The sequence below is a fragment of the Leptotrichia sp. genome (assembly GCF_057270615.1).
On the sequence record NZ_DBHIXN010000007.1, the window covers coordinates 1 to 13,714 of the forward strand.

At 29.0% G+C, this 13,714-nt stretch carries 11 protein-coding genes and 2 tRNA genes; all 13 read left to right on the plus strand.

Annotated features, from left to right (window positions below; all coding sequences use genetic code 11):
- Positions 1-142: 142 nt before the first annotated feature.
- The 13 genes from ACO409_RS02400 (at position 143) to ACO409_RS02460 (ending at position 13,627) form a co-directional block, all read left to right on the plus strand.
- A tRNA-Leu gene (locus ACO409_RS02400) sits at positions 143-228 on the plus strand.
- Between the two features lie 51 nt (positions 229-279).
- A tRNA-Leu gene (locus tag ACO409_RS02405) sits at positions 280-364 on the plus strand.
- Positions 365-634: 270 nt separating this feature from the next.
- Positions 635-1,327 (plus strand): hypothetical protein, encoded by a 693-nt coding sequence (locus ACO409_RS02410; RefSeq protein WP_485554491.1) that lies wholly within the window; start codon positions 635-637, stop codon positions 1,325-1,327.
- A gap of 42 nt (positions 1,328-1,369) precedes the next feature.
- Positions 1,370-2,335 carry a tetratricopeptide repeat protein gene (locus tag ACO409_RS02415; RefSeq protein WP_485554493.1) on the plus strand — a complete coding sequence of 322 codons (966 nt, stop codon included), beginning with the start codon at positions 1,370-1,372 and terminating at the stop codon, positions 2,333-2,335.
- 39 nt (positions 2,336-2,374) lie between these two features.
- Complete coding sequence (locus tag ACO409_RS02420; protein WP_485554495.1) at positions 2,375-3,724, plus strand: AAA family ATPase; 1,350 nt, start codon at positions 2,375-2,377, stop codon at positions 3,722-3,724.
- Positions 3,725-4,390: a hypothetical protein gene (locus ACO409_RS02425; protein ID WP_485554497.1), complete on the plus strand. Its 666-nt coding sequence runs from the start codon at positions 3,725-3,727 to the stop codon at positions 4,388-4,390.
- A 112-nt stretch (positions 4,391-4,502) separates the two neighbouring features.
- A complete protein-coding gene (gene leuS, locus ACO409_RS02430; RefSeq protein ID WP_485554499.1) occupies positions 4,503-7,181 on the plus strand; it encodes a leucine--tRNA ligase in 2,679 nt (892 codons plus the stop codon).
- Between the two features lie 60 nt (positions 7,182-7,241).
- Entirely contained in the window at positions 7,242-7,451 is a 210-nt protein-coding gene (locus ACO409_RS02435; RefSeq protein ID WP_299265424.1) for a hypothetical protein, read from the plus strand.
- 128 nt (positions 7,452-7,579) lie between these two features.
- Positions 7,580-7,822 carry a Fic family protein gene (locus ACO409_RS02440; protein WP_485554501.1) on the plus strand — a complete coding sequence of 81 codons (243 nt, stop codon included), beginning with the start codon at positions 7,580-7,582 and terminating at the stop codon, positions 7,820-7,822.
- A 37-nt stretch (positions 7,823-7,859) separates the two neighbouring features.
- Complete coding sequence (locus tag ACO409_RS02445; protein ID WP_485554503.1) at positions 7,860-8,696, plus strand: SDR family oxidoreductase; 837 nt, start codon at positions 7,860-7,862, stop codon at positions 8,694-8,696.
- Positions 8,697-8,964: 268 nt separating this feature from the next.
- Positions 8,965-9,879 carry a LysR family transcriptional regulator gene (locus tag ACO409_RS02450; RefSeq protein ID WP_485554505.1) on the plus strand — a complete coding sequence of 305 codons (915 nt, stop codon included), beginning with the start codon at positions 8,965-8,967 and terminating at the stop codon, positions 9,877-9,879.
- Positions 9,880-10,107: 228 nt separating this feature from the next.
- Positions 10,108-12,396 (plus strand): 5-methyltetrahydropteroyltriglutamate--homocysteine S-methyltransferase, encoded by a 2,289-nt coding sequence (gene metE / locus ACO409_RS02455; RefSeq protein WP_485554507.1) that lies wholly within the window; start codon positions 10,108-10,110, stop codon positions 12,394-12,396.
- Between the two features lie 229 nt (positions 12,397-12,625).
- Positions 12,626-13,627: a 5-methyltetrahydropteroyltriglutamate--homocysteine S-methyltransferase gene (locus ACO409_RS02460; protein ID WP_485554509.1), complete on the plus strand. Its 1,002-nt coding sequence runs from the start codon at positions 12,626-12,628 to the stop codon at positions 13,625-13,627.
- The last annotated feature ends 87 nt before the right edge of the window (positions 13,628-13,714 follow it).

Here is a 13,714-nt window from a genome sequence, read left to right on the forward strand (position 1 = left end):
AGCTAAAAATATTTTATTATGTTATTTTGGCTGCCCCTATATTTTTTACTCTGTCCATTTTTAAATATTAATTGACATTTTTAAATTTTGAATGTATAATGCTTTTAGAGTTTAATAATTTAAATTAAAAGATTTTTTATATGCGAGTGTGGTGGAATTGGTAGACACGCTATCTTGAGGGGGTAGTGGCTCTTAGCCGTACGAGTTCAAGTCTCGTCATTCGCACCATTATAAAAAATTAATATCTTTTAATATTTATAGAATATCTAATATTTTAATGCGAGTGTGATGGAATTGGTAGACATGCTATTTTCAGAGGGTAGTGGCAGTAGCCGTACGGGTTCGACTCCCGTCACTCGCACCATTTTTTTAAACATATCTAAATAATTTTTTTCATACAAATAAACTGAAGACATTTCTCCTATAATTTTTATACTCCATCCTTGAAATTATTTTTCTTTAATTTTTATAATAATTAAGGTATAATAAATCATAGAATAACAATTAAAAATAATTTTAAATTTAGTATTTATTTTTTATAGTAAAACTGATTTAAATAAAACTCAAAAGCTATCACTGTTTTATTTTTTTATTTTTAGAATGACTAAATACTAAGTTTAAGCAGGAGGAAATTATGAAAAAAACAATTTTAAGTTTATTTGTATTACTAAGTTTGTCAAGTTTTGCACAAGAAAAATATCAAGTGGAAGTAGAACCAGCTGTAAAAATTAACCAAAGTATCCTTTCAGATTACAATTCTCAAATTGAAAAGGAAGTTGGAAGAATTTATTCAAAAGAGGAAATGTTTGGAATGATGAATAAAATGATGAATGGAGTTTTTGCTGGAAGTCAAAAAGATGGGTCGAATCAGATGAAAGAAATGATGGGTTCTTTTTTGGGAGAGGATTATTTTTCTAAAATGGTGGATACGATGTATAAATATTACAAGATTGATATAGAAAAAATAGATTATATTAATGGAGAAAAAGCATATGTAAAAGTTAAATTGGGATTTCCTGTAAATACAGATGAAATGAGCATGGATAAGATGATTGAAAGATCTGGAGAAATGGCTGAAAAAATGGACAAAGCCTTTAAGAAAAAAACAGGAAAAACAATGGAAGAATATCAAAAATCAATTTCACAAAATGATGAAAAAGCTATGAAAAAATATTTTAAAACAATAGGCGAAATTCAATTAGAAATGATGGATCAAGAATTAGAACGAATTACAAAAAATGGAAAATATGTAGGAAGAAAAGAAATTTTAGAAGCTAATAAAAAGAATGGGAAATGGGTTATTGAAAATCCAAGTTTTGGGTATTAGTGAGTTAAAATAGATTACTTATTGAAAGGGAAATAGGGAATTATGCATAGGGAAATAGAAAAAATATACAAACAATTTAAAAAATTTATGGAAGAACATTCGACTGAAGAAATGAGCGAAAGTGAAATTGAAAAACTAATAGATGAATTTGAAAGACAATATAATGAAAGTACAATGAAAGGTGAAGAAGATAATTCTTTTGATGAAAGTGATTCTGAAAAGATTTATGACTATTTAGAAATGGCATTTGAAACAGAGGATGATAGTAAAAGGCTAAAATATGCAAAAGAAGTATTAAAAATGGATAAGGATAATTTGGATGCCAAATATTTGATAGCTAGTACAGATGCAAAAGATTCTATTGATATGTTAAATAGATTGGAAAAAATATTGAAGCATGGAAATGAAATAGTGGAGCGGGAAGGTTTCATGGATGAAGAAAATATTGGAGAGTTCTGGGAAATAGTTGAAACTCGGCCATATATGAGGATAAAACAAAGTTATGCAGATATTTTGGTAGAAAATGGAATGATGAAAAAAGCCGTTAAAGAATATGAAGAAATACTAAAATTAAATGAAAATGACAATATGGGAGTCCGATTTAGATTGATGTCACTTTATGCTTTTTTTGAAGATGAAGAAAATGCATTAAAACTTTACAAAAAATATAATGGACAAAATTCAGTACAGATGTTGCTTCCGATTTCAGTTCTTTATTTTAAAAAGGGAGAATTTACCAAATCGTTAAATTATCTGAAAAAAATTGAGAAAAATGTAAAAGGATTGAAAAAATTCTTTAAAGATATGATGAATGAAAGAGGAGAATTTTATCTTAATCAATTAAGCAGTATGGGATATAGACCATTTTCAACTGATGAACTTATATTGTCAATGACAGAGAATGATTATTTATTTTTGACTGCAAGTTCGTTTGTTGAATGGGCTTATGAAAAATTAGGTAAGAAAACTGGGGGAAAATCGAAGAAGGTTGTGAAGTTGAAGAAATAAATTAGTAGTAACGCAATAGTCTAGGGAAGGAGGAAATTCATGATAATAAAATTTAAAAATTTAGGTCCTATTGAAAGTGGAGAGATAGATTTTAATGATTTAAAAGGAATTAATTTGATAATTGGGAAGAATAATACCGGAAAGACTTATTTGAGTAATTTGTTGTATACATATTTTAAAGTGAGAGAAAGACAAAATATAAAAATGAATGAAGTAATTGGAATCAGGTTTAAAGATAGATTATCTGATTCAGATTATGAAACAATAAAAGATTATTTTGAAAATAAATATCAAAAGGAAATAAAAGATACTCTTCCTCAAGTTTTCCATACTTCAAAAGATACTTTTAAGGACTTTGAAATAGAAGTGGATTTAAGTGATGAAATTTTAGAATTTAAAAAATTAGATGACGATATGATAATATATTTTAGAGAGATGAGAAAAACTATTAAATTAAAGAAATCTGAAGATAAAATAGAATATCTTATGGAAGATTACGATGAGAATAAAGGGAAAAGATATATAACATATAATCGGAAAATTGAAGAAGAAGAAGCAAAACAAATTATATTTGGGTATTTTTTACATATAAAATTTTTTCAAAAAATTTATAAATTTCACTCTTTTCCTGCTGAAAGAAGTGGTGCAGTTTTATTTTATAAACAATTATTGGAAGAAAGAAGTGATGTTTTAAGAGAATTAGAATTGGGAAACAGTGAAAATATAGGAAAAATTTCAAGATATTCTGAACCTGTGAATGATTATGTGAAATTTTTAAATTCTATTTCTGATCGTTCAAAAGGGTTAACAGAACTAGATATTTATAAAAAATTAGATACAGAATTAAAAGAAATATTGGGCGGAGAAGTAATAATTGATTTAGAAGGTAACATAATGTTTAGAATGAATGAGAAAAAAATAATAGATATAGGAATGGTTTCTTCAACAGTAAAAACATTAACAGGATTTTACTTGTATTTAAAATATTTTGCAATGGAAAGAGATATAATTTTTATTGATGAGATAGAATTAAATTTACATCCTGAAAATCAAAGAAAAATAATGAAACTTATAAATTATTTGTCAAAGCAAGGATTGAAATTTGTTATTAGTACGCATAGTCCAGTAATTACGCAGGAAATGAATAATATGATTATGTTTGAAAAATGTAAGGATAAAATTGATGATGAAATAATAAAAGAATATTCTATTGATAGAGAAAATTATGGATTAAGACAGGAAGATGTTAATATTTATTTTTTAAATAATAAAACGATAGAGCAGGCTGAATTTGTAGAAGATGGGGTAATAACGGAAACATTTAATGAAGTTTTAGGAGAAATAGATAATTTGTATCAAGAATTATTATTTGCAATGGAGGAAGAATAAATGTTTGATTTTATAAATAATAATTTTGATAATTCATTTTCAGAAATAATAAAAGAAGAATTATATTTAGAAGAAAAAAAGAATACAAGAACAAAAAATACTAGACTCCATAAAGTAAAAGTTTTGTTTAATCCAGACAAATATCAAGTCTTGAAATTGACTTTGGACATAAATAATGTTGATAAAAATTTAAAAAGGTTATTGCCATTTTTAAAAAAAGAAATTAGTTCAGTTGATAATGTATTATTTGTAAAAAGATTAAAAGATGATAAATATTTTTTATTTCATATTGAATTAAAATCTAAAACAATAGATAATAAACTTGTAAAAAAATATTATTCATCAGCAAAGTTGTTGCACTTTATATTTGAAATGTTGTATTTAAATTACAAAGAGGAAAAAGAAAAGGAAAAAAGAATATTAGATTTTGACTTTCCTAAAAAAATTTATAACGTTCCTGTATTAATTGCATCAAAGAGTAGTAGTGGAGGTGTTGAGGAAATAAAAGTAAGGAATAAAGAGGATATTTTTTATAATAATCATAATTTTAAATATCTTTGTCGTTATTGTGGTTTGAAATCACAAAAAGGAAGTATAATTCTTGAAAAGATGTGCAATAAAGTAAATACATTTGAAAGTTCATTGGATGAAATAGAGTTTTTTTAATCAAATTACTTTTTGAAAAATCCATTAAATATGATAAAATAATAGATATTATAAGTTAATCTAAAAACCAAAATTGTAAAATAAATACTGAAAAAGTGGAGGAGAAAAAACAATGATTAAGGAATATAATCCTAACGAAATCGAGAAAAGATGGCAAGACAAATGGGCTGAAAAAGATGTTTTTAAGTCTGAAAATAAAGCCGATGGAAAAGAGAATTATTATGTGCTTGAGATGTTTGCATATCCGTCAGGGAAATTGCATGTTGGGCATTTGAGAAATTATGCAATTGGTGATGCGATTGCTAGATATAAGAAAATGAAAGGGTTTAATGTGTTGCATCCGTTTGGATGGGATAGTTTTGGGTTACCTGCGGAAAATGCGGCGATTGATCATGGAGCTCATCCTGGAAAATGGACTAAAGCGAACATTGACAATATGAGAAGACAGTTGAAACTTATGGGCCTTTCTTATGATTGGGATAGAGAACTTAGTACTTATACTCCAGAGTATTACAAATGGAATCAAAAATTCTTTATTGAAATGTATAAAAAAGGATTGGTTTATAAGAAAAAATCTTTTGTAAACTGGTGTCCTGACTGTAATACGGTTTTGGCGAATGAACAAGTTGAAGATGGGAAATGCTGGAGACATAGTAAAACTGATGTTATTCAAAAGGAATTGTCGCAATGGTACTTTAAAATAACTGATTATGCTGAAGAATTGCTTACAGGGCATGAAGAACTTAGAGGACATTGGCCTGAACAAGTATTGACTATGCAAAAAAACTGGATTGGAAAATCGACAGGATCTGAAGTTGACTTTATTTTAGATTATAAATTTGAAAATGATGGAAATTCACATTTGAAATTGAATGACAAGGGAGAAGTTGTAATTTCTGTGTTTACAACAAGACCTGATACGCTTTATGGAGTTACTTATGCAACTGTTGCACCAGAACATCCGTTGGTTGAGGAAGTTATTTTAAAGGAAAATCCTAGTATTAGAGAAAAAGTTGAAGCGATGAGAAATGAGGATAAAATCGCTCGTACAGCGGAAGATAAGGAAAAAGAAGGAGTCTTTTCTGGACTTTATGTGATTAATCCTGTAAATGGAGAAAAAGTGCAATTGTGGGTTGCAAATTATGTGTTGATGGATTATGGGACAGGAGCTGTTATGGCGGTACCTGCACATGATGAAAGAGATTTTCAATTTGCTAAGAAATATAACTTGGATTTGAAAATTGTTGTAAATCCTGTTGATAAAAATGGAAATTTAGAAGAAGTTTCTGTTGAAAAATTGGAAAATGCTTTAACAGTTCCAGGAATACTGGTAAATTCAGAAGAATTTAACGGATTAAATAGTAATGAAGCAAAAGAAAAAATTACTGAAAAATTGGAAAAAATTGGATTTGGGAAGAAAACGGTAAATTATAGACTTCATGATTGGTTGATTAGTAGACAAAGATATTGGGGAACTCCGATTCCTGTGATTTATGATGAAGATGGGAATATTTACTTGGAAGAAGAAGAAAACTTGCCAGTAAAACTTCCTACTGATATTGAATTTAATGGGAAAGGGAATCCGCTTGAAACATCGGAAGAGTTTAAGGATGTGATTTTGCCGAATGGGAAAAAAGGTAGAAGAGAAACTGATACGATGGATACTTTCGTTGACTCATCTTGGTACTATTTGAGATATTTGGATTCTCACAATGCGGAAAAACCTTTTGAAAAATCGGATGCAGATGCTTGGACACCTGTAAATCAATATATTGGTGGAATTGAACATGCGGTAATGCACTTGCTTTATGCGAGATTTTTCCATAAATCACTTAGAGATTTAGGATATGTTGATACAAATGAGCCGTTTAAAAAATTGTTGACGCAAGGAATGGTTTTAGGGCCTTCATTCTATTCGCAAAATGAGAGAAGATACTTGTTCCCAAGAGAAGCTGAATTTAAAGATGGAAAAGCGTTCTCGATTGAAACAGGAGAAGAATTAGTTACAAAAGTAGAAAAAATGAGTAAATCGAAAAATAATGGAGTTGATCCTGAAGAAATCGTGAAAGAATATGGAGCCGACTCTTCAAGAGTGTTTACATTATTTGCTGCACCGCCTGAAAAAGAATTGGAATGGAACATGAACGGACTTGCAGGAGCATACAGATTTATAAACAGATTGTATTTATTAGTTTCTGGAACTGCAGAATTTTCTGACCATAATGCGAAATCAGCAAATCATTATGGAGTTGAATTAAAAAATAGAAATCAAAAAGATGAAGAAATTCAAAAGAAATTGCATCAAACAGTTAAAAAAGTTACAGAAAGCATCGAAGATGATTTCCACTTCAATACCGCAATTGCAGCTGTCATGGAATTGCTAAACGACATGACAACTTACAAGCAAGAAGTAATTGACAAAGACAATATTTCTTCAGAAAGCAAAAAAATCTGGCGTGAAGTATTGGAAAAAACAATCTTGTTAATCGCACCATTTGCACCGCATGTAGCTGATGAATTGTGGGCTTATTTGGGAAATGAAACATTTACTTTTGAAGAAGAATGGCCAAAATATGATGAAGAATTAACAAAAGACCACACTTTCAATTTAGTAATTCAAGTAAACGGAAAAGTTAGAGACATGGTTTCGGCTCAAATTGGTATTTCAAAAGATGACGCTGAAAAACTTGCGTTGGAATCAGAAAAGGCTAAGAAATTTATTGATGGAAAAGAAGTTGTGAAAGTGATTGTTGTGCCTAATAAGTTGGTTAATGTTGTTGTGAAAGGGTAAATAATTTTTATAAAAGGTGGGGGAATTTTTTGGAAAAAATAGAAATTAGAGGTGATTAAAATGATATATACGGCAGAAATAAAAAATAATGAATTAATTAATGAATTTAAAAAAGCAGTAGAAAAAACTGGAAAAAGTGAAAGTGAAGTTTTACTTCAATTAATGTCTAATTTTGTTGAAAAAAATAAAATAACAAAAAGTTCAATGGATATTTTATTTGAAAAAATGGAAGAAAATAAAGATGTATTTATTAGAATGCGTGATAAATAATGATTAAATATTTTGAAGTTTCTAATATTTTGAAAATACATAATAAAGTTTTAAAATTATCAGGTGGATTAAAAGGATATAAAGATAAGTTAGGACTAAAGAAAGTTTGCGATTTCGTGTAAAATGATTTGTATTATCCTGAATTTTTGGATAAATTGGAGTACATAATTTTTAGTATATCAAAAAATCACTTTTTTAATGATGGAAATAAAAGAACTTCTATCGCTGTAGGAGCATATTTCTTGATAGAAAATGGATATGATAAAAAAATAACAGAATATATCAGAGATATGGAAGATGCAGTTATTGAACTTGTTGAAAATAAAATTAGCAGAGAAAAATTTAAAGAAAATCTGAAAAAATATATTTAAAAATCATTTGAACTTGAAAACAAGAGGAGTGATTAAAATGGCTAAAATAGCAGTAACTGGAGTGACGGGACACTTAGGTGGAATTGTTTCAAAATTATGTAAGAAAAATGGAATAGAAGTTAGAAACTTGGCTAGAAATAAAGAAAAAGCTGAAAAAATGGGATTTTCTAATGTTTTTAAGTCGAGTTATGATAAATCTGAAGATACTGTGAAATCGCTAGAGGGAATTGATGTGCTTTTTATGGTATCTGGTTCGGAAAATCCTAATCGTGTTCAGCAGCATAAGGATTTTATTGATGCGGCTAAAATGGCAAAGGTTTCGCACATTGTGTATCTTTCGTTTTATAATGCTTCAAAAAATTCTGTGTTTACATTGGGAAGAGATCATTATGCGACTGAAGAGTATATTAAAGAAAATGGATTTAAATATACATTTTTGAGAGATAATTTTTATGCAGATTTTTTTGTGGACATGTGCAGAGAATACGGAGAGATAAAAGGACCTGCTGGAAATGGTAAAGTTTCTGTTGTAGTTCGTTCAGATGTATCAGAAGTTGTTGCAAAAATTTTGGAAAATCCGGAGAAATGGGAAAATCAGACTTTGAATATGACAGGGCCTGAGGAACTTACAATGAATGAGATTGTAAAAATTGCGAGTGAATATTTTGGTAAAGAAATTAAGTATATTAATGAAACTGTGGAAGAAGCTTATGAAAGCCGTAAAATTTGGAAAGCTGAGCAATGGGAATATGATTCTTGGGTTTCGACTTATACTGCGATTGCTCAAGGTGAACAATCTGGTATTTCTTTTGACATTGAGAAAGTTTTGGGGCGTAAAGCTACTTCGCTTTCGGAATATTTGGAAAAATTATAGGAAAATATGAAATGAATTAATAAATTTAACAAGGGGTTCTTGACTCTTTGTTGTAGAATAAATATTTTTTGACAAAATAAAGAGTCGGCATTGAGGCTGGCTTTTTATTATATTATAAAATTTATTTTATAATATTAAATAAAAGAAAGAAATTATATTTTATATTATTTTCTAATAGAGTATTTTAATCTCTTGCAAAGAAATTTGTAACCAATTTGTAGTTTAAATGGGAATAATTTAGAGTAAAAAATTATGGAAGGAGAAAAAAATGACATTACAGCAGTTAAAATATGTAGTTACAGTCGCTGAAAAAGGGACATTGAGTGATGCTGCAAAAGAGCTTTTTGTTTCTCAACCAGCACTGACCAAGGCTATAAAAGAGTTGGAAGATGAGATGAATATATCAATTTTTAATAGAACGAATAAGGGAGTTATTGTTTCTCTTGAAGGAGATAGATTTTTGGGATATGCAAGGCAAGTTTTGGAGCAGACAAATTTGCTGGAGGAGGAATATAAAAAGGGGAATAAGATAACTCGAAGATTTTCGGTGTCAACTCAGCATTATTCGTTTGCGGTGAATGCTTTTGTAGATGTGATTAAGAGGTTTGGAGAAAATAAGTATGATTTTACGCTTAGGGAAACACAGACTAATGAAATTATTGAAGATGTGAGCAAGAGAAAAAGTGAAATTGGGATTTTGTATACTTCTGGGGCAAATAAAACTGTGATTGAGAAAATGATAAAAAGAAATAATCTAAAATTTATCGAATTATTTACTGCGAAACCACATGTTTTCATTAGTTTTAATCATCCTTTGGCAAAAAAAGAAAGCATTAACCTTGAGGATTTGAAGGAATATCCGTATTTGTCGTTTGAGCAAGGGGATTACAATTCGTTTTATTTTTCAGAAGAAATACTTAGTACGATTGACAGAGATAAAAATATAAAAGTTAGGGACAGGGCGACTTTGTTTAATTTGGCAGTTGGGCTTAATGGGTATACTGTGAGTACTGGGATAATTAGTAAAGAATTAAATGGAGAAAATATTATTGCAAGACCGCTGGAAGTTGATGAGTATATGAAAGTTGGGATTATAATGCAGAAAAATATTGAACTTAGTGTTTATGGGAAAGTTTATGTTGAGGCTTTGAAGGAGCATTTGAAATATACGGAAATTTTGTAAAGTTTTTAATATTATTAAAAAAACTAAAATAAAGAGAAATAAAAAAGACTGGATTAGAATTGTAAATTTTAGTGCAGTTTTTTTTATAAAAAAATTTGATATAAATAAAAGTTATAACAAACTAAAAAATAAATATATTTTACAGAAATAATATATTTGTATATAATAATTTTATCAAAAGTAATTAGAAATATTATTAGTGTAACAAATAGATAAAGGAGATAAATTATGAAAACGGCGATTATTGGATACCCTAGAATTGGGGAGAATAGAGAATTAAAATTTGCGATAGAAAAATATTGGAGAAATGAAATTACAGAGAATGAACTTTTGGAAATAGCGGAAAAGCTTAGAAAAGACCAGTGGTTAAAACAGAAGGAAGAAAAAATTTCATTTATTCCGGGAAATACATTTTCATTTTATGATGGAATACTGGATACAATAATTTTATTGAATGCGATTCCAAAACATTATAAAGATTTAGGATTGAATGAACTGAATACATATTTTGCAATTGCGAGAGGTTATCAAGGGGAAAAAGGAGATGTAAAAGCTCTTTCAATGAGAAAATGGTACAATACCAATTATCATTATATGGTTCCTGAACTAGATGATTATGCAGAGATTAAATTAAATGCAGATAAGATATTTAATGAACTTGAGGAAGCTAAAAAATTAGGAGTGAACACTCATCCGTCAGTAATTGGACCATTTACATTTTATAAATTGGCTAAAACAACTGGAAATAAAGAGAAAAAAGAATATTTAACTGATATTGTAAATGTTTATGTGGAATTGCTGAAAAAATGTAATGAAAAAAATATCGATTGGATTCAAATTGAAGAACCGCAATTAGTAACAGATCAGACAGAAGAAGATATAAAATTGTTTGAAGAAATTTATACAGAAATTTTGAAGAATAAGAAAGATGTAAAAGTATTGCTTCAAACATATTTTGGAGATGTGAGAGATTGCTACAAGACAATAACAAAACTTGATTTTGATGGGATAGGTCTTGATTTTGCTGAAGGAAGACAAACTGAGAAATTAATAACTGAAAAGGGATTTCCAAAAGATAAAATATTATTTGCAGGAATTGTAAATGGGAAAAATATTTGGAAATGTGACTATAAAAAAATTTTAAATATATTGAATAATTTAAAAGGAAAAGTTGAAAATATAGTAATAACGACATCTTGTTCACTGCTTCATGTGCCTTATACTTTGAGAAATGAAAAAAAATTATCAGAAAATATATTAAGACATTTCTCGTTTGCTGAGGAAAAATTATCAGAATTAAAAGAGTTGGGAGAATTGAGTCAAGTTCTTTGGGAAAATTCGCTGGAAAAAGTACAGGAAAATGAATTTTATGTAAAAAATCAAAAAATTATAACTTCTGAAAAAGGAATGGAAGATAAGGAAGTCAGAGATACGGTTAAAAAATTGAAAGATAGTGATTTTGTAAGAAAGGGAGAAAGAAAGAAAAGACAAAAAATTCAAAGGGAAGAGTTGAATATTCCTTTACTTGCAACAACTACAATAGGTTCTTTTCCGCAAACAAAGGAAGTGAAGCTAAATAGAAGCAAATTTAGAAAAGGTGAAATTAGCAAAGAAGAATATGATAAAAACGTGTTTAACTTTATAAAAGAATGTATTGAATTGCAGGAAAAAATTGGACTTGATGTGCTTGTGCATGGAGAGTATGAAAGAAATGACATGGTTGAATTTTTTGGAGAAAATCTAGCAGGATATGTATTTACAGAAAAAGCGTGGGTTCAGTCTTATGGAACAAGATGTGTAAAACCACCAATAATTTTTGGAGATGTGAAAAGAACAAAACCAATTTCAGTTCTATATTCTGAATATGCTCAAAAATTAACTGAAAAACCTGTTAAAGGAATGCTTACAGGGCCTGTAACAATACTGAACTGGTCATTCCCAAGAGAAGATGTATCATTAAGCGAAATGGCATTTCAAATTGGACTTGCCATACGAGAAGAAGTATTGGATTTAGAAAAAGCAGGAATAAAAATAATTCAGATAGATGAAGCCGCACTTAGGGAAAAATTACCGTTAAGAAAAGAAGATTGGCATAAAGAATACCTTGATTGGGGATTGAAGGCATTTAGACTTTGCCATAGCGGAGTAAAAGTTGATACGCAGATTCATACACATATGTGCTATAGCCAATTTGAAGATATAATAAAAGACATTGACAATATGGATGCCGATATTATAACATTTGAAGCTTCAAGATCAAAATTGACAATTCTTGATTTCCTAAAAGAAAATAACTTTGAAACAGAAGTAGGTCCTGGAGTTTATGATATTCATTCTCCTAGAGTACCTTCGGTTGAAGAAATTGTAGCAGCTTTAGAAATAATGGTTAAAAAAATTGGAAAAGAAAAATTATGGGTAAATCCTGATTGCGGATTAAAGACAAGAGGAATTACAGAAACTGTAAAAAGTTTGGAAAATCTTGTTGAAGCTACAAGAATTGTGAAAAGTAGATTATAGAAATATTATTAAAAAAAATAAAAAAATGTAAAAAATATAATAAATTTATAAATAAATAATAAATAAAGGAGCTGATAAATATGTGTACAATAAATGCACCTCATAGACATGATACGGTAGGAAGCTTTTTAAGACCTGAAAGATTGAAAAAGGCTAGAAATGATTTTGAAAAAGGGAAAATTGACAGGGAAGAATTGACAAAAATTGAGAATGAAGAAATTAAAAAATTGTGGATAAGCAAATTGAACTTGGATATACAAGTGTTACTGATGGAGAGTTTAGACGAAGTTACTGGCATTTGGATTTCTTCTGGGGATTTAATGGAATTGGACATATTCACGCTGATAAGGGATATGAATTTAATGGAGTTGTAACTCGTGATGATACTGCGATTGTTACTGGAAAAATTAGTGGGAAAAATCATCCGTTTGTAAAGCATTTTATATTTTTGCGAGATTTGGTAAAAGATAAAAAAGGTGTGGAAGCCAGATTTACAATACCAGCTCCAGCACAGTTTTATGCGGAATTAGTAAGGGAAGATAAGCATGTTGAGGCACTTTTTAAAGTTTATCCTGATTTTAAAGGATTAGAAGATGATATTGTAAATACTTACAAAACAGTAATAAATGATTTGTATAATGAAGGGCTTAGAACTTTGCAGATTGATGACTGTACTTGGGGATGTCTTGTTGATGACAACTTTATTGCTTCATTTATTGAAAAAAGTGACAGGGATAAGGAAGTTATTAGGCGTGAATTTGCAGAAAGATTTTTAAATATAAATAATAGAGTATTTCAAAATAATCCAGAAGATTTGGTAATTAATACGCATGTTTGCCGTGGAAATTATGCTTCGACTTGGTTTGGACAAGGTGGATATGACAAAATTGCTGATGAACTTTTTGGAAAAGAAGATGTGAACGCTTATTATTTGGAATTTGATACCGAAAGAGCTGGAACTTTTGAATCACTTGCAAAAGTTTCTGGGGATAAAAAAGTTGTATTGGGGCTTATAACTTCTAAAAATCCGACTTTAGAGGAAAAAGAAACTGTGATTGCTCGTATAAAAGAAGCATCAAAATATGTTCCGCTAGATAGACTTTATTTAAGTCCACAATGTGGATTTGCTTCAACAGAGGAAGGAAATCATCTTACGGAAGAACAGCAATGGGCAAAGCTTAGATTTATTAAGGAAGTTGCTGATGAAGTGTGGGGGAAAAGCAATAAATAAAAATTATTTAAAAAAGTGTGCTATTTGTCACACTTTTTTTGTTGTAAAAATATGATAAATAATTTTGTTAATCAAAATGTTTTATTT

What these genes read in the sequence shown, in the direction of transcription:
- ACO409_RS02415 (WP_485554493.1), top strand. Translation starts at nt 1,370, where the DNA reads ATGCATAGGGAAATAGAAAAAATATACAAACAATTTAAAAAATTTATG.
- ACO409_RS02420 (WP_485554495.1), top strand. Translation starts at nt 2,375, where the DNA reads ATGATAATAAAATTTAAAAATTTAGGTCCTATTGAAAGTGGAGAGATA.
- ACO409_RS02410 (WP_485554491.1), top strand. Translation starts at nt 635, where the DNA reads ATGAAAAAAACAATTTTAAGTTTATTTGTATTACTAAGTTTGTCAAGT.
- ACO409_RS02435 (WP_299265424.1), top strand. Translation starts at nt 7,242, where the DNA reads ATGATATATACGGCAGAAATAAAAAATAATGAATTAATTAATGAATTT.
- metE (WP_485554507.1), top strand. Translation starts at nt 10,108, where the DNA reads ATGAAAACGGCGATTATTGGATACCCTAGAATTGGGGAGAATAGAGAA.
- leuS (WP_485554499.1), top strand. Translation starts at nt 4,503, where the DNA reads ATGATTAAGGAATATAATCCTAACGAAATCGAGAAAAGATGGCAAGAC.
- ACO409_RS02425 (WP_485554497.1), top strand. Translation starts at nt 3,725, where the DNA reads ATGTTTGATTTTATAAATAATAATTTTGATAATTCATTTTCAGAAATA.
- ACO409_RS02445 (WP_485554503.1), top strand. Translation starts at nt 7,860, where the DNA reads ATGGCTAAAATAGCAGTAACTGGAGTGACGGGACACTTAGGTGGAATT.
- ACO409_RS02450 (WP_485554505.1), top strand. Translation starts at nt 8,965, where the DNA reads ATGACATTACAGCAGTTAAAATATGTAGTTACAGTCGCTGAAAAAGGG.